Source organism: Xanthomonas boreopolis, from assembly GCF_046529185.1.
In the GTDB taxonomy this organism is placed as follows: Bacteria; Pseudomonadota; Gammaproteobacteria; order Xanthomonadales; family Xanthomonadaceae; genus Pseudomonas_S; species Pseudomonas_S boreopolis.
In genome coordinates this window covers 2,404,153-2,420,977 of record NZ_CP097162.1, presented here as the reverse complement: position 1 = coordinate 2,420,977, position 16,825 = coordinate 2,404,153, and the positions used below count along the sequence as shown (strand labels likewise).

The window sequence follows — 16,825 nt, the reverse complement described above, 5'->3', positions numbered from 1 at the left end:
ATATCATCCTTCCCCATGACCAAGTCCGAACTGATCGAAATCCTGGCAAGGCGCCAAGCGCATCTGAAGTCGGATGACGTCGATCTTGCGGTCAAGTCGCTGCTGGAGATGATGGGGGAGTCGCTGGCCGGCGGGGATCGCATCGAGATCCGCGGGTTCGGCAGTTTCTCGCTGCACTACCGTCCGCCCCGGCTGGGCCGCAATCCCAAGACCGGCGAGTCGGTCGCGCTGCCGGGCAAGCATGTTCCGCATTTCAAGCCGGGCAAGGAGTTGCGCGAGCGCGTCAGCTCGGTGACCCCGGTGGATGTCGCCGAGTCCGGCGAATGAGCAGGCTCCGGCTCGGTTAAGCTAGGTGCTCCCCGAAAGGAGTCGAGCCATGAAGGCTTTTCGCTGGGTCCTGTTGCTCGTGTTGTTGCTCGTGGCGTTGCTCGCGGGCCTGATCATCGGCGCCGTCAACAACGGCGAAGTCACCATCGATCTGCTGGTCACCAGTTTCACGATGAAGCTGGGTTCGGTGATCGTTTCCACGCTGCTCGTCGGCCTGGCCGTCGGCGCGGTGCTGGCGCTCGCGGGCGTCGCCCTGCCGCTCTATGCCAGGTTGCGCGCGGCCAACAAACAGCTCGCCGGCAAGGCGGCGTCTTCCCAGCCGGGCGCTTCTGGCCCCACCCACGGCATCTGACACGCTATGGAATTTCTGACCGAGTGGTTCTGGTTCTTCCTGTTCCTGCCGCTGGCCGCGCTGAGCGGCTGGGTGATCGGCCGGCGGGGAGGGCAGCGGCATGGCGACACCCAGGTCAGCCGCCTTTCCAGCACCTACTTCCGCGGTCTGAACTACCTGCTCAACGAGCAGCCTGACAAGGCGATCGAGCTATTCCTGCACATCGCCGAGCTGGACAAGGAAACCTTCGAGACCCAGGTCGCGCTCGGGCACCTGTTCCGCCGCCGCGGCGAGGTCGACCGGGCGATCCGCCTGCACCAGGGGCTGGTGCAGCGCTCCGACCTGACCGACCAGCAGAGGGTCCAGGCGCTGCTCGCGCTGGGCGAGGACTACATGAAGTCCGGGTTGCTCGATCGCGCCGAGACGGTGTTCACCGAACTGGCGCAGATCGACCAGCGCGCGCCGCAGGCGCTCAAGCACCTGATCGGGATCTACCAGGCCGAGCGCGACTGGGAGAAGGCGATCGACAACGCTACCCGCTACGAGCAGGTCACCGGCGAGCCGATGGGCAAGCTGATTTCCCAGTTCGAGTGCGAACTGGCCGACCGCTACCGCGGCGCCGGCAAGCCGGACCTGGCCTTGCAGGCGGTGTCGCGCGCTTACCAGGCCGACGCCACGTCGGTGCGCGCGGGCATCCTCGAGGGCCGGATCGAGGCCGACATGGGGCGCGACGAGGCCGCCGTGCGCGCGTGGGAACGCGCCGCGCGCCACGATCCCGAGTACCTGCCGGAGATCATCCCCAGCCTGCTGGCCGCCTACCGGCGCGTGGGCGATATCGCCGGCGCGCGCAACTTCCTCTCGGAAATGACCGAGCACTACCGCGGCATCGCGCCGGTGCTGGCACTGACCCAGTTGATGGAATCGCAGGAGGGCCCGGTCCCCGCGCGCGCCTACCTGGGACGGCAGCTGAAGGACCGGCCGTCGGTGCGCGGCGAGTCCGCGCTGATCGACCTGACCCTGGCCGCGGATGCCGACCCGACCGCGACCCTGCACGACCTGAAGCACATCACCGACCAGTTGTTGGTGCGCAATCCGAGCTACCGCTGCACGCGCTGCGGCTTCGGCGCCAAGACCCACCACTGGCAATGCCCCAGCTGCAAGGAGTGGGGGACGGTCAAGCCGCTGCTCAACTACGCGGTGGTGTAAGTGCCTGCCTGGACCGCGTGGTTGGCGCTCTCCTTTGTGGGAGCGCTTGCCGGGACCTGGGCGCTGCGGCGGTACGCGCTTGCGAAAGGCCTGATGGACCAGCCGGGGCAGCGGCGCAGCCATGCCGTGGTGACGCCGCGTGGCGGTGGCATGTCCATCGTGCTGGTCGTGCTGCTGGCGGCCGTGGCCGCGGCTTGGCTGTTCCCCCCGCACAGGTCCTCGCTGCTGGGATTCGCCGCGGGCCTGGTCGTGGTCGCGGGCATCGGCTGGTGGGACGACCATCGCCCCTTGTCGGCGGCATTGCGGCTGGCCGTGCATGCGCTCGCGTCGGCATGGCTGGGGTGGCTGTCGTATCGCGCCGGTGCCGGCCCGTTCGAGGCGATGTTCGCCGCCGGCTCGTGCGTGGTGCTGATCAACGTCTGGAACTTCATGGACGGCATCAACGGGCTGGCCGCCTCGCAGGCGTTGCTGGCCGCGGCCGCCTTCGCCCTGGTGCTCCCTTTCCCCGCCGCCTGGATCGCCGTGGCCCTGGCCGGCGCCTGCATGGGGTTCCTGCCTTTCAATTTCCCGAAGGCGCGGATCTTCATGGGCGATGGCGGCAGCGGCTCGCTCGGCTATGTCCTGGCGGCGCTGATGGCCTGGGCCGTGCTGGCGAAGGGCGCCGCCTGGTGGTGGGCCTGGGTCCCGCTGACGGCCTTCCTCGTAGACGCCGGCTTCACGCTCGTTGCCCGCATGCTCGCTCGCCAGCGTTGGTGGGAGCCCCATGCGCAGCATGTCTACCAGGGGCTGGCCCGGAAGCTGCAATCGCACGGTTGGGTTACGTTCGGGTATGGATGTTTCAGTGTGTTCGCGCTTGTCCTATTCTTGCTGCTTGGTGCAACGCAACGTTCATTTGCGGTGCCGGCAGTAGGGGCCTGGCTGGCTTTCGCCATGGCGATCTGGTTTTTCCTCCGTAAAGGACTGCGTGACCGTTGATGGAACGTTCGATGACGTCTTGGCGCGACAAACTTGCAGGTGTCATGCCGAAGGTTGCGGTAGTCGCGCATGACCTCTTGATGGTGTGGATCTGCTGGCAGCTGCTGCACGCGGGCCGCTATTCCATGCTGCGCGAATCGCCCGACCTGCCGTTGTGGGACTGGCGGACGGCGGTGGTGATGCTCGCGCAGGGCGTCGTCTTCTGGCGCGTGGGCCTGTACCGGGGCCTGTGGCGCTTCGCCAGCGTCCCCGACCTCTGGAACATCTTCAAGGCGAGCTTCCTGGGGCTGGTCGCGATCCTGGTGGCGTTGTCCTTCGACCGCTTCAACGGCGTGCCGATGTCGGTGCTCGTGGTCTATCCCATCGCGCTTGCCGCGCTGCTGGGCACGCCGCGCCTGCTGTACCGGGCCTGGAAGGACTACCAGATCACGCATTCCGCCGAGACCAGCCAGCGCGTGCTGATCCTGGGTGCCGGTCGCGCCGCCGAGGCGCTGGTGCGCGACCTGCGCCGCACCGGCGCGTTCTTCCCGGTGGGCTACCTGGACGACGCCCCGCACCTGCATGGTGCCAAGATCCAGGGGCTGACCGTGCTGGGCAGCCTGGACCAGGTCGCGTCGATCGCGCGCGAGACCGCGGCGAAGCTGCTGGTCATCGCGATCCCGTCGCTGGATGCGCCGGGCATGCAGCGCGTGGTCGGCCTGTGCGAGAGCACCGGGCTCCCGTTCCGGATGGTGCCGAAGCTGGTCAACGTGCTGGAAGGCCGTTCGCTGCCCGGCGAGCTGCGCGAGGTCGCCATCGAGGACCTGTTGAACCGCAAGCCGGTGACGCCGGATTGGAAGCTGATCCGCGGATGGCTGACCGGCAAGACCGTGATGGTGACCGGTGCCGGCGGCTCGATCGGCTCCGAGGTGTGCCGGCAGTGCGCGCGCCATGGCGCGCAGCGGATCGTGCTGCTCGAGGTGGACGAGCTGGCGCTGCTGACGATCGACTCGGACCTGCGCCGGTTGTTCCCGGACGTGGAGGTGGTGCGGGTGCTGGGCGATTGCGGCGATCCCGCGGTGGTGCGCTACGCGCTCGACCGCGCCGGCCCGGACGCGGTGTTCCACGCCGCGGCCTACAAGCAGGTGCCGCTGCTGGAGGAGCAACTGCGCGAGGCGGTGCGCAACAACGTGCTCGCGACGGAGAACGTCGCGCGTGCATGCCATCACGCAGGGGTCGAGACCTTCGTCTTCATTTCCACCGACAAGGCGGTGGAGCCGGTGAACGTGCTCGGCGCGACCAAGCGCTACGCCGAGATGGTCTGCCAGAGCCTGGACGCGCGCAACGGCTCCACGCGCTTCGTCACCGTGCGCTTCGGCAACGTGCTGGATTCGGCCGGCAGCGTCGTGCCCCTGTTCCGCGAACAGATCCGCCGGGGCGGGCCAGTCACCGTCACCCATCCCGAGGTGACCCGCTACTTCATGACGATTCCCGAGGCGTGCCAGCTCATCGTCCAGGCGGCGGCATCGGCCTCGCATGGCGCTATCTACACCCTCGACATGGGCGAGCCGGTGCCGATCCGGATCCTGGCCGAGCAGATGATCCGGCTCACCGGCAAGCAACCGGGCAAGGACGTCGCCATCGTGTACACCGGCCTGCGGCCGGGCGAGAAGCTGCACGAGACGCTGTTCTACGCCGACGAGAACTATCGCCCCACGGCGCACCCGAAGATCCTCGAGGCGGACGTGCGCGTCTTCCCGCAGGACCAGGTGCTCCAGCAGGTGGCCAGGTTGCGCGACGCGGTCGACCGCTACGACACGGCCGCCATGGAATCGGTGCTCGGCAGTTTGATGCCGGATTTCTCATCTGCCCGTCATGAGAGCGATGCACGCTCGGATACGGTCGTTCCCTTCCCCGCACGAGAGGTCAGAAGAATTTGATGAGCAAGCGCATTCGCAAGGCGGTTTTCCCCGTGGCGGGCCTTGGCACCCGGTTCCTGCCGGCGACCAAGACCGTTCCCAAGGAGATGTTGCCGATCATCGACAAGCCCTTGATCCAGTACGCGGTGGACGAGGCCATCCAGGCGGGCTGCGATACGCTGGTGTTCGTCACCAATCGCTACAAGCACTCCGTCGCCGACTACTTCGACAAGGCCTACGAGCTGGAGCAGAAGCTCGAGCGCGCCGGCAAGACCGAGCAGCTGGAGCTGGTCCGGCACGTGCTTCCCGAGGGCGTGCGCGCGGTGTTCGTCACCCAGGCCGAAGCGCTGGGCCTGGGGCATGCGGTGCTGTGCGCCAAGCCGGTGGTGGGCGACGAGCCGTTCGCGGTGCTGCTGCCGGACGACCTGATCTGGAACCGCGGCGATGGCGCGCTCAAGCAGATGGCCGACGCCGCCGAGGCCACGGGCGCCAGCGTGATTTCCGTCCAGGACGTGCCGCACGACAAGACCGCCAGCTACGGCATCGTCGCGACCGAGACCTTCGACGGGCGCCAGGGGCGCATCACCGGGATCGTCGAGAAGCCCAAGCCGGAAGTGGCGCCCAGCAACCTGGCGGTGGTCGGCCGTTACGTGCTGAACCCGAAGATCTTCGAGCTGCTGGAACAGACCACGCCGGGCGCGGGCGGCGAGATCCAGCTGACCGACGCGATCGCCGCCTTGCTGAAGCTGGAGCCGGTCAATGCCTACCGCTTCGAAGGCACCCGTTTCGACTGCGGTACCCACCTGGGCCTGATCGAGGCGACCATCCAGTACGCGCTGGACCACGAGAAACTGAGTGCCTCGGCGCAGGACATCATGCGCAAGGCGTTGGCCGAATTGGGCTGACCCCGGCCGGCAAGGTTGTCTGTCGAAGGCGGACCCCGGGTCCGCCTTCGTCGTTTCGGACGGGCCGGGTACCGGAGCGTGTTATGTAATGGGTACGCGTGGGCCTTCATTCCACGAGACGGGCCGGGCGGGGCGCGGGTCATGCCGTCGCCCGGGGGCGCTCGGGACGCCGGCGTTCTTGCAGTACGGCCTCCGGCGCCGGCAGTCTTCCTTCCATCGCAGCGGCAAGCACGTTCCAGGACCGAACCATGACGACCTCCGCCGAAACCAGCAACCTGACCAGCGTGGTCGCCCTGCTCGGCGCGGCCGTGGTGGCCATTCCCTTGTTCCGCCGCCTGGGACTGGGCTCGGTCCTGGGCTACCTGGCGGCCGGCCTGGCGATCGGGCCGTTCGGGCTGGGCTGGTTCGAGGATCCCCAGTCGATCCTGCACGTGGCCGAACTGGGCGTGGTGATGTTCCTGTTCGTGATCGGGCTGGAAATGCGCCCCTCGCACCTGTGGAGCCTGCGCGGGGAGATCTTCGGGCTGGGGACGTTGCAGATCGCGACCTGCGGCGTGGTCCTGACCGGGATCGCGATGTTGCTGGGCTTCGAGCCGTCGGTGGCGTTCATCGCGGCGTCCGGCTTCGTGCTGACCTCGACGGCGGTGGTGATGCAGCTGCTGTCCGAGCGCGGCGACGTCGCGTTGCCGTCGGGCCAGAAGATCGTTTCGATCCTGCTGTTCGAGGACCTGCTGATCGTGCCGTTGCTGGCGGTGGTGGCGCTGATGGCGCCGGTGGGCGACGTGGCCGCCGAATCCCACCGCTGGCGCTCGATCCTGGTCGCGGCGGGGTGCATCGCCGGACTGATCGCCGCGGGCCGGTGGCTGCTGAATCCCTTGTTCCGCTTGCTGGCGCAGGCCAAGGCCCGCGAGGTGATGACCGCGGCGGCGCTGCTGGTCGTGCTCGGCGCGGCCTTGCTGATGCAGCTGGGCGGGCTGTCGATGGCGATGGGCGCCTTCCTCGCCGGCGTGCTGCTTTCCGAATCGACCTTCCGCCACCAGATCGAGGCCGACATCGAGCCGTTCCGCGGCATCCTGCTGGGCCTGTTCTTCCTGGGCGTGGGCATGGCGCTGGACCTGTCGGTCGTCGCCGGCGATTGGCAGCGCATCCTGCTGGGCGTGCTGGCGCTGATGGTCGGCAAGGCGATCTGCATCTACCTGGTCGCGCGCTTCACCGGCTCGGACCATAGCCAGGCGCTCGATCGCGGCGTGCTGATGGCGCAGGGCGGCGAGTTCGCGTTCGTGCTGTTCTCCGCGGCCGCCGCCACGAACGTGATCGACGCGCGGGTCGGCGCGAGTCTCACCGCGATCGTGGTGCTCTCGATGGCGCTGACGCCGTTGTTCGTCCTGCTGATGGAGCGGATGCTGCCCGAGCAGGAGCCCTCGATGGAGGGCATAGAACGGGGGGACGGGCAGAGCGGGCGGGTGCTGGTCATCGGCTTCGGCCGCTTCGGCCAGGTCGCCAGCCAATCGCTGCTGGCGCGCGACGTGGACGTCACCATCATCGATACCGACATCGAGATGATCCGCGCCGCCGCGGATTTCGGTTTCAAGATCTACTACGGCGACGGTGCGCGGCTGGACGTGCTGCATGCCTCCGGCGCGGCGACCGCGCAGGCGATCGCGGTCTGTACCGATCGCCGGGACGTGACCGATCGGATCGTCGAGCTGGTGAAGCACGAGTTCCCGCAGGCGCGGTTGCTGGTGCGCTCCTACGACCGCGAGCACTCCCTGCACCTGATCCATGCCGGGGTGGACTACCAGGTCCGCGAGACCTTCGAGTCGGCCGTGGAGTTCGGGCAGGCGGCGCTGGTGGAGCTGGGCGTGGACGAGGACGAGGCCGCCAACATCGCCACCGAGATACGCAAGCGCGACGCCGAGCGCTTCGAGCTGGAGATGGCCGGCGGCGGCCTGAAGGCGGGGGCATCGATGGTCTACGGCAACCAGCCTGGCCCGAAGCCCACGCCGTTCACCACGCCCAAGCGGGAGAGCCGCACCCTCAACGCGGATGCGGCCGCCGAGCCGCAGGCCGGCGAGTAGAGCGGCCGGCTCGTCCCTTCGCGCCTGCGGAGCGGTGCGCATCCGGGCGATCGCGAGGGTGTCGGCCACGGCGGAATCGGGGACAATAGGCGGCCCCCTCCCAAGCCCGCGCCCGATGACCGACGCATCCGCCCCTTCGCACACCGCCCGCATCCTCGACGGCCGCCGCATCGCCGAGGAACTGCTCGACGAGCTGAAGGTGCGCGTGGACGCCCGGGTCGCGGCGGGCAAGGCCCGGCCGGGCCTGGCGGTGGTGCTGGTGGGCGGCGATCCGGCCTCGGCGGTCTACGTGCGCAACAAGCGGCGGGCGGCCGAGAAGGTCGGCATCGAGGCCTTCGACTACGACCTGCCGGAAGGCACGAGCGAGTCGGAACTGGCGGCGCTGATCGACCGGCTGAACGCCGACCCGAAGATCCACGGCATCCTGATCCAGTTGCCGCTGCCGGGCATCCCGGACGCCAACCGGTTGATCCAGCGCATCGATCCGCGCAAGGACGTGGACGGCTTCCATCCGCAGAACGTGGGCCACCTCGCGCTGCGCGAGTTCGGGCTGCGCCCGTGCACGCCGCGCGGCATCGTGACCCTGCTGAGCCACACCGACCAGCCGGTGCGCGGCCGCAACGCCACCATCGTGGGCGTGAGCAACCATGTCGGCCGGCCGATGGGGCTGGAGCTGCTGATCGCCGGCTGCACCGTGACCAGTTGCCACAAGTTCACGCCGCCGGAGGTGCTGGAGGCGAACGTCCGCAATGCCGACATCCTGGTGGTGGCCGTGGGCCGGCCGGGGCTGATCCCCGGCGAATGGGTCAAGCCCGGCGCGGTGGTGATCGACGTGGGCATCAACCGGCTGGAGGACGGCAGGCTGGTCGGCGACGTCGGCTTCGAGGCCGCGGCCAGGCGCGCCAGCTGGATCACGCCGGTGCCGGGCGGGGTGGGGCCGATGACGGTCGCGACCCTGATGCAGAACACGATCGAGGCCGCCGAAGCCGCTGGCTGAACGGGAGCGGGGCCGGGCCGGCGGCAACGCTGCATTGCGCCTGCGACAGGTTGCCACGGTGTCGTTGCGGCGCGTTTCAGGGTAAAATGTCGCGCTTCCCCAAAACTCTCGGGTCCGCCGATGCTGCGCATCCAGGCTGAAGCTCTCACGTACGACGACGTTTCGCTCGTCCCCGCCCACTCGACAGTGTTGCCCAAGGACGTCAGCCTGGAGACCCGGCTGACCCGCAGCCTGAAGCTGAAGCTGCCGATCCTCTCGGCCGCCATGGACACCGTCACCGAGGCCCGGCTGGCCATCGCGATGGCGCAGATGGGCGGCATCGGCATCATCCACAAGAACCTGACGGTCGAGCAGCAGGCGGCCGAGGTGGCCAAGGTCAAGAAGTACGAATCGGGCGTGATCCGCGACCCGATCACGGTCGGGCCGGAAACCTCGATCCGCGACGTGCTGGCGCTGACCCGCGCCCGCAACATCTCCGGCGTGCCGGTGGTCGACGGCGGCCAGCTGGTCGGCATCGTGACCCACCGCGACATGCGCTTCGAGACCGAGCTGGACGACCCGGTCCGCCACATCATGACCAAGAAGGACCGCCTGATCACGGTCAAGGAAGGCGCCGAGGCGAACGAAGTGCTGCAGCTGCTGCACAAGAACCGCATCGAGAAGGTGCTGGTGGTCAACGATGCGTTCGAGCTGCGCGGCCTGATCACGGTCAAGGACATCCAGAAGAAGTCCGATTTCCCGAACGCCGCCAAGGACGCCGCGACCCGCCTGCTGGTCGGCGCCGCGGTCGGCGTGGGCGGCGACACCGAGAAGCGCGTCGAGGCCCTGGCCGCCGCCGGCGTGGACGTGGTGATCGTCGATACCGCCCACGGCCATTCGCAGGGCGTGATCGACCGCGTGGCCTGGGTCAAGAAGAACTTCCCGCAGCTGCAGGTGATCGGCGGCAACATCGTCACCGGCGACGCCGCGCTGGCATTGATGGACGCCGGCGCCGACGCGGTCAAGGTCGGCGTGGGCCCCGGCTCGATCTGCACCACGCGCGTGGTGGCGGGCGTGGGCGTGCCGCAGATCACCGCGGTCGACATGGTCGCCGAGGCGCTGCAGGACCGCATCCCGCTGATCGCCGACGGCGGCATCCGCTATTCCGGCGACATCGGCAAGGCGCTCGCCGCCGGTGCCTCCACGGTGATGATCGGCGGCCTGTTCGCCGGCACCGAGGAAGCCCCGGGCGAGGTCGAGCTGTTCCAGGGCCGCAGCTACAAGAGCTACCGCGGCATGGGCTCGCTGGCGGCGATGGAGAAAGGCTCCAAGGACCGCTACTTCCAGGACGCCTCCGACGCCGACAAGCTGGTGCCGGAAGGCATCGAAGGCCGCGTGCCGTACCGCGGCTCGGTCAGCGGCATCGTCCACCAGCTGGTGGGCGGCCTGCGTGCGACGATGGGCTATGTCGGCTGCGCGACCATCGACGAGATGCGCAGCAAGCCGAAGTTCGTGAAGATCACAGGCGCCGGCCAGCGCGAGAGCCACGTCCACGACGTGCAGATCACCAAGGAACCGCCGAACTACCGGATGGGGTGATCGGGTGGCGACAGAGGCCCCACGGACGATACGGAGCAAAATGGTAAAGGGGATATCTCTGTTCGCGGCAGCCTGCTTTTCGATAGCGGGCTGTTCGGCCAATACGGACTCCACTTCGAGGCGCGAGGGCACGCCCTCCAAATCCAAGAGGCTGGTGGTGGCGTCCCCCTGCAACAACACGGAGTTCAAGCTGCCCGAGGGTTGGAAGTTGCAGCGCTTGAACAGTTACCAGTGGCAGATCGTGGCCCCGCAGGTATCCAGCCTTCGAGCATGGGTGTCCTGCACTGACAATCCTGAGAACTATCAGGATTTCCTCAGGGACGCCGAACAGCAGAACGCCGAGCATCTGCAATGGCCGTATGGGGACGACCCGGGCCGGAGAACTGTAATGAGTACGCTGAGCGGCGGTTCGTTGGGCTCTAGGGACTCACGCTTGATCTTGTGCAAGAACGCGTATGTGCGCGGAGAGAGCCTGAGCGTCTGCATGTGGGGCGACCCATATCCCCGGCGCGAGCTACGTGCCGATGGGTTTGTCGGCCAGCGCTGGTCCGACGACGATCCTCTGGCCGTGTCGCAACATCGTGCGTTGGAAGACAGTATCAACCGCACTTTCCTTGTTCACCCTTTCCCTGCGCCCGAGCAATGACCAACATCCACAACGACAAGATCCTGATCCTCGATTTCGGCGCGCAGTACACGCAGCTGATCGCCCGCCGTATCCGCGAGATCGGCGTGTATTGCGAAATCTGGGCCTGGGACCATGATCCGGCCGAGATCGAGAAGTTCGGGGCGAAGGGCATCATCCTGTCGGGTGGGCCGGAATCGACCACGCTCCCGGGCGCGCCGGCGGCGCCGCAGGAAGTGTTCGACAGCGGGCTGCCGATCCTGGGCATCTGCTACGGCATGCAGACCCTGGCCGCGCAACTGGGCGGTGCCACCGAGGCGGCGGACCAGCGCGAGTTCGGCCATGCCGAGGTCAACGTGGTGGCGCCCGACGCGCTGTTCCGCGGGCTGAGCGACCACGGCGGCGCGCCGCGCCTGAACGTGTGGATGAGCCACGGCGACCATGTCTCCAAGGCGCCGCCGGGTTTCACCGTCACCGCCACCACCGACCGCATCCCGGTCGCCGCGATGTCCAACGAGGACAAGCGCTGGTACGGCGTGCAGTTCCACCCGGAAGTGACCCACACCCTGCAGGGCCAGGCGCTGCTGCGGCGCTTCGTGGTCGATATCTGCGGCTGCCAGACGCTGTGGACCGCGGCCAACATCATCGAGGACCAGATCGCGCGCGTGCGCGAGCAGGTGGGCGACGACGAGGTCGTCCTCGGCCTGTCGGGCGGCGTGGATTCCTCGGTGGTCGCCGCGCTGCTGCACAAGGCGATCGGCGAGCAACTGACCTGCGTGTTCGTCGATACCGGCCTGCTGCGTTGGCAGGAGGGCGACCAGGTGATGGCGATGTTCGCCGAGCACATGGGCGTCAAGGTGATCCGCGTCAATGCCGCCGACCGCTACTTCAAGGCGCTGGAAGGCGTGAGCGACCCGGAGGCCAAGCGCAAGATCATCGGCAACCTGTTCGTCGAGATCTTCGACGAGGAGGCCGGCAAGCTGAAGAACGCCAAGTGGCTGGCGCAAGGCACGATCTACCCGGACGTGATCGAATCGGCCGGCAGCAAGACCGGCAAGGCGCACGTCATCAAGAGCCATCACAACGTCGGCGGCCTGCCCGAGCACATGAAGCTCGGCCTGGTCGAACCGCTGCGCGAACTGTTCAAGGACGAAGTGCGCCGCCTGGGCGTGGAACTGGGCCTGCCGCGCACGATGGTCTATCGCCATCCGTTCCCGGGCCCGGGCCTGGGCGTACGCATCCTCGGCGAGGTCAAGGCCGAGTACGCCGAGCTGCTGGCCAGGGCCGACGCGATCTTCATCGACGAGCTGCGCAAGGCCGACCTGTACGACAAGGTCAGCCAGGCCTTCGCGGTGTTCCTGCCGGTCAAGTCGGTTGGCGTGGTCGGCGACGCCCGTGCCTACGAATGGGTGATCGCGCTGCGCGCGGTGGAGACCATCGACTTCATGACCGCGCACTGGGCGCACCTGCCGTACGACTTCTTGGGCACGGTGTCCAACCGGATCATCAACGAACTGCGCGGGGTTTCGCGCGTGGTCTACGACATCTCGGGCAAGCCGCCGGCGACCATCGAGTGGGAATGATCCCACGTCCGGCATGGACTGGCACGGTTAAGCACCAAAACACACGTAAGCCCGCAGAAATGCGGGCTTTTTTGCTGGTATGTCTGGCACGTTCCGGCAGATTTTTGCATCGCCAAGCACCACTTTTTTATGGCATAGTCGATGGCACCGAGTACCACTGATGCCATGTCTGGCGCCCGATACCATGTCGTGAAAATGAGCGGATCATGGTATTGAGTGTGCGTAGTACGTTGATCTTGAAGGATTTTCACTGGTTCAACGTAGCGTTTCCGAGCATGGTATCGAAGCGAAGAACTGCAAAGGCCCATGCTGACCGATACCAAGCTGCGAAACCTCAAGCCAAAGGACAAGCTCTACAAAGTGAATGACCGTGACGGCCTCTACGTGGCCGTTACACCGGCCGGGTCAATCTCATTCCGCTACAACTACGCGATCCATGGCAGACAGGAGACCATCACCTTCGGCCGCTATGGTGTAGGAGGCATCACGCTCGCGGAAGCCCGGGAACGGCTGGGCGAAGCCAAGAAGATGATCGCGGCCGGGAAGTCGCCAGCGAAGGAGAAAGCGCGGGACAAGGCCCGTATCAAGGATGCAGAGACGTTCGGGGCTTGGGCGGAGAAGTGGTTGCGCGGCTACCAGATGGCCGATTCCACCCGCGACATGCGCCGTTCCGTGTTCGAGCGCGAGTTGAAGCCGAAATTCGGCAATCAGAAGTTGGTCGAGATCACACACGAGGATTTGCGAGCGCTGACTGATGCCATCGTGGAGCGCGGCGCTCCGGCCACGGCGGTACATGCCCGCGAGGTGGTGTTGCAGGTCTATCGTTGGGCCATCGAGCGCGGCCAAAAGGTGGAGAACCCGGCAGAGCTTGTGCGTCCAACGACCATCGCTAAGTTCGAGCCGCGCGACCGGGCGCTGACGCCTGACGAAATCGGTCTGATGTACCAGTACATCGAGCGCATCGGCACGACGCCATCCATTCGGGCGGCTGCCAAGCTGCTGTTGCTGACCATGGTGCGCAAGAGTGAACTGACCAACGCCACGTGGAGCGAGATCAATTTCAGCCAGGCGCTTTGGACGATTCCAAAGGAGCGGATGAAGCGGCGCAATCCCCATTTGGTGTTCTTATCGCGACAGGCGCTGGACATTTTCATCGCACTGAAAACGTTCGCGGGTGGGTCGGACTACGTGTTGCCGTCGCGGTACGACTCGGACTTGCCCATGAGCAGCGCCACGCTCAATCAGGTGCTGACGCTGACTTACCGCTTGGCGCAGAAGGAGGGCAAGCCCCTTGGCAAATTTGGCCCGCACGACTTACGGCGCACCGCCAGCACGCTACTCCACGAAGCCGGTTACAACACCGATTGGATTGAGAAGTGCCTTGCGCACGAGCAGCGGGGAGTGAGGGCTGTTTACAACAAGGCGGAGTACCGGGAGCAACGGGCGGCGATGTTGCAGGACTGGGCGGACATGATAGACGAGTGGACGCTTAGAAAGCCGCAAGTGGGGAAAGACTGCTGATTTCTTTGTCGAACGACGGGCTCTTTATTGGACGCTTCGGTTTGCACGGTGCGACTGCCTTGACGGCCGGAGATCAATTAACGCTCGGCCGGGATGCACTTAAGCGGAGCGAACAAGTTAGCGGGCAGAACGCTTTGGCAAGCTCAGTCGAAATATCTGGGGGATCGAGGCAATGGCCTTCGATACAGCTTGCCGTTCAATACCTAGTCTGCGGGCAATCTCAGACTGATTGAAGCCAGCTCGCTGAAGCATCAGTATCTGCTTTTTTCGATCCGACAATTTAGAGTCCACCATTAGGCGTGCTCGGTTTCGCAGCTCGGCTTCATCCGCCGGCTGCAACGTCTGTCCGAGCATGTAATGGAGGATGTAGCCGTCAACCAGTTCGTTGCCAGATTTCGCTTGCGGCGCGCCCCGCATTGCGCATTGTCGGGTGAGTCTTTCTAGTTCGAGATCGAACTGCGCCACGGAGCGTTTCGCTTTCCTGTACGCAGGATTCCATGCGCCATTCGCCAACTTGGGCCGGTGGTCCACGCAGTACAGGTTGCTCAGGCGGAGCTGCTCGTCTGCATCGTCCGCTTTGGGTGCGTCGCTTCCTGCGGCGAAGGAAGTCAACTCCGCGAGTTCGCCGCAAAAGCGGCAAAAGCCCTGCAAGCGCTGGCCGTTCAGGCGAGTATTGCGTACCTGCCTTTTCGCGGGACGCTTACGAGCGCAGGCCCAAACCAACTCAATCAAAGATTCAAGTGTCGCGACAAATCGCTGATCTCGCGGGGACTGTTGGTCTTCCGTGAGGACAAATGCTCGAAGTAACTGGCGCTGTAAACGCACCATCGCAGTGAGCCCGACCAGTCGGACAATCTCGCTGAAGGCCACGCCCGTTCCTGCGCCGGGGATGTGGCCCACGTATCGGGACGGAAGCGTTGCCGAGTATGCCGCAACAGCGGGGTCAATGAGTTCTTCGATAAGCCGAGCGATGGGGTAGCGCTTCCCATACTCTGAGTAGGGCTTCCAGCGATCCTGAAATTGTCCGATGGCCTTTGAAACGGTGGGATCGCACCCGTCCCAGACGGTTATGGTTGGCTGATTTTTCATGTCAACCATTTTAGCCAATCATTAGGTCGATGCAATCTGTAATGCCGGGCACCATCAGGCACGCATTCGAAAGTGACTGATGGAGGTCAAATCATGCAAGCAAAGACGAGCAGGACTCTCATCAACAAAAAGAAGCTGTTGGCGATGATCCCGCTGTGCGAGCGCACGATTTACAACTTGGAGCAGCGAGGTGAATTCCCGCGCCGCATAGCACTAACCAGCCGGAACGTCGCCTGGGATCTGGCCGACGTCGAGCAATGGATTGAGACGCGCAAGTCGTCGGGCATTCAAGCCGCCCATCCCGGGATGGGCCCCAACCGCGGTAATGCCCGGAAACGAACTGCCTGCGCTCGGCCTTATGCGACGGAGGTCGGACCGCTCGTATGATTATCAGAAACAGCGGTCTTACGCCGATCGGCGCTGTGCTAGGCGACGTTGGCGGTCTGCTGGATCGCATTGAGGCCATGAGGAGGCAGCAGAGGGAGTGCATCGAGGCTGCTGCACGTCCTGGCGAGACATACGAACACGTTGCCGCCCGCTTCCAGCGGGAAGCGGAAAAGGTAGGCCGTCCGACTGTTTCTAATCAGCAACCGGCGACCCTCGTGCGCAAACCGCCCAAGGGCGACGAGCAGCCGGATTTCTTCATCCCGGCCTTGCGTGAAGTTGGCACGCGCGACAGCCGCAGCATGATGGATGTGGCCGTGTTCCGCCTGTCCAAGAAGGATAAACGGGCGGGTGAGGTCATCCGCTACGAACTGCCGGACGGCCACGTGGAGGTCAAGGCGGGGCCGGATGGCATGGCCTCGATCTGGGACTATGACATTGTGCTGATGCTCGTTTCCCACCTCACAGAAGCCATGAACCGTTATCGAGAGGGGAAGGGGGATAAACCCGGCCGCGTGTTTAAACCGCACGTTTCGGACATTCTGAAATTTTGTCGCAAAGGTGACGGCGCGCGCCAGTTCGAGCAGGTCGAAGCAGCGCTCGACCGGCTCAAGGGAACCACGATCAAGAGCGTGCGGGAAGTATCGCGCGACAGTAAGCGCACTACGCGCGAGGTCAAATCGGAGGGGCTTATCAGCTCCTACGAGATCGTATCGCGCACGGATACAGGCAAGGTGGCCAGAGTGGAGATCGAGGCCCCAAACTGGATTTACCGCGAGATCACCGAGGGCAAGCAACCGGACGTTCTAACTGTACACCCGGACTACTTTCTGATCGAGCCGGGTATGGGTCGCTTTGTTTATCGTCTCGCGCGTCGCGCCGCCGGGAAGGGTAAGGCGAAATGGGCTTTTCGGACGATCTATCAGCGCAGCGGAAGCGCCGGCACGTTTAAAGAGTTCTGCCGCATCCTGCGCAAGCTTATCGTAGCCGACGACCTGCCCGAATACACTTTACGTGAGGAGGCAGGGCAGAGCGGCCCTCAATTGCTCATGCGGCATCGGAGCGAAGCGCCTGACGCGTTACTACATGATACGGCGGTGTGTAATAGACGGTGACGCAGTGCCAAGAAGGCTTGAAATGGCCTCTTTGGCTGTCCAGAAACTCATACGTTTGACGGACACAAAGAAATCGCTCTCCTGCTTGTGGACAGACCGTCTATCACCCACCCGGCACCGTCTATTACCCACCCGGGACCGTCTATTACCCACCAGAAACCGTCTATTACCCACTGGTCACCTCCGTAATTCATTGAAAAGTCGGGGAAAATT

Annotated in this window: 15 protein-coding genes; 14 read left to right on the top strand and 1 reads right to left on the bottom strand. The window is 65.3% G+C overall.

All coding sequences use genetic code 11. From position 1 onward, the window contains the following. The first annotated feature begins 15 nt into the window (after nt 1–15). The 12 genes from M3M27_RS10740 to M3M27_RS10685 all read left to right on the top strand — a co-directional run bounded on the left by M3M27_RS10740 (nt 16) and on the right by M3M27_RS10685 (nt 14,024). Nucleotides 16–327 carry an integration host factor subunit beta gene (locus M3M27_RS10740; RefSeq protein WP_140720901.1) on the top strand — a complete coding sequence of 104 codons (312 nt, stop codon included), beginning with the start codon at nt 16–18 and terminating at the stop codon, nt 325–327. Nucleotides 328–376: 49 nt separating this feature from the next. Continuing rightward, the gene (locus M3M27_RS10735; RefSeq protein WP_140720904.1) at nt 377–679 is read left to right on the top strand and encodes a LapA family protein; all 303 of its coding nucleotides are present in this window, start codon (nt 377–379) and stop codon (nt 677–679) included. Nucleotides 680–685: 6 nt separating this feature from the next. After that, nucleotides 686–1,864 carry a lipopolysaccharide assembly protein LapB gene (gene lapB, locus M3M27_RS10730; protein ID WP_140720907.1) on the top strand — a complete coding sequence of 393 codons (1,179 nt, stop codon included), beginning with the start codon at nt 686–688 and terminating at the stop codon, nt 1,862–1,864. Then, nucleotides 1,865–2,839, top strand: a complete 975-nt coding sequence (locus M3M27_RS10725) for an MraY family glycosyltransferase (protein ID WP_434025691.1) — start codon at nt 1,865–1,867, stop codon at nt 2,837–2,839. 11 nt (nt 2,840–2,850) lie between these two features. Beyond that, nucleotides 2,851–4,758, top strand: a complete 1,908-nt coding sequence (locus M3M27_RS10720; RefSeq protein WP_434025690.1) for a polysaccharide biosynthesis protein — start codon at nt 2,851–2,853, stop codon at nt 4,756–4,758. Next, complete coding sequence (galU, locus tag M3M27_RS10715) at nt 4,758–5,642, top strand: UTP--glucose-1-phosphate uridylyltransferase GalU (protein WP_140720913.1); 885 nt, start codon at nt 4,758–4,760, stop codon at nt 5,640–5,642. The genes M3M27_RS10720 and galU overlap by 1 nt, the downstream gene beginning before the upstream one ends. Nucleotides 5,643–5,890: 248 nt before the next feature. Beyond that, nucleotides 5,891–7,720 carry a monovalent cation:proton antiporter-2 (CPA2) family protein gene (locus M3M27_RS10710; protein WP_434025689.1) on the top strand — a complete coding sequence of 610 codons (1,830 nt, stop codon included), beginning with the start codon at nt 5,891–5,893 and terminating at the stop codon, nt 7,718–7,720. Between the two features lie 115 nt (nt 7,721–7,835). Further along, complete coding sequence (gene folD / locus M3M27_RS10705; RefSeq protein ID WP_434025688.1) at nt 7,836–8,717, top strand: bifunctional methylenetetrahydrofolate dehydrogenase/methenyltetrahydrofolate cyclohydrolase FolD; 882 nt, start codon at nt 7,836–7,838, stop codon at nt 8,715–8,717. Between the two features lie 120 nt (nt 8,718–8,837). Then, a complete protein-coding gene (guaB, locus tag M3M27_RS10700; protein WP_140720922.1) occupies nt 8,838–10,295 on the top strand; it encodes an IMP dehydrogenase in 1,458 nt (485 codons plus the stop codon). A 217-nt stretch (nt 10,296–10,512) separates the two neighbouring features. Next, nucleotides 10,513–10,941: a hypothetical protein gene (locus M3M27_RS10695; protein ID WP_434025687.1), complete on the top strand. Its 429-nt coding sequence runs from the start codon at nt 10,513–10,515 to the stop codon at nt 10,939–10,941. Continuing rightward, nucleotides 10,938–12,503: a glutamine-hydrolyzing GMP synthase gene (guaA, locus tag M3M27_RS10690; protein ID WP_434025686.1), complete on the top strand. Its 1,566-nt coding sequence runs from the start codon at nt 10,938–10,940 to the stop codon at nt 12,501–12,503. The genes M3M27_RS10695 and guaA overlap by 4 nt, the downstream gene beginning before the upstream one ends. 306 nt (nt 12,504–12,809) lie before the next feature. Next, nucleotides 12,810–14,024 carry a tyrosine-type recombinase/integrase gene (locus M3M27_RS10685; RefSeq protein WP_434025685.1) on the top strand — a complete coding sequence of 405 codons (1,215 nt, stop codon included), beginning with the start codon at nt 12,810–12,812 and terminating at the stop codon, nt 14,022–14,024. A 117-nt stretch (nt 14,025–14,141) separates the two neighbouring features. Here M3M27_RS10685 and M3M27_RS10680 read toward each other — a convergent pair whose 3' ends face one another. Continuing rightward, nucleotides 14,142–15,122, bottom strand: coding sequence for a LuxR family transcriptional regulator (locus M3M27_RS10680; RefSeq protein WP_434025684.1), 981 nt, complete (start codon nt 15,120–15,122; stop codon nt 14,142–14,144). An 84-nt stretch (nt 15,123–15,206) separates the two neighbouring features. Here M3M27_RS10680 and M3M27_RS10675 point away from each other — a divergent pair, with 84 nt between their 5' ends. Both M3M27_RS10675 and M3M27_RS10670 read left to right on the top strand, forming a co-directional pair. Next, nucleotides 15,207–15,500: an AlpA family phage regulatory protein gene (locus M3M27_RS10675; protein ID WP_434025683.1), complete on the top strand. Its 294-nt coding sequence runs from the start codon at nt 15,207–15,209 to the stop codon at nt 15,498–15,500. After that, nucleotides 15,497–16,612, top strand: coding sequence for a replication initiator protein A (locus M3M27_RS10670; protein WP_434025682.1), 1,116 nt, complete (start codon nt 15,497–15,499; stop codon nt 16,610–16,612). Before M3M27_RS10675 ends, M3M27_RS10670 begins: the two co-directional genes overlap by 4 nt. Nucleotides 16,613–16,825 lie beyond the last annotated feature (213 nt).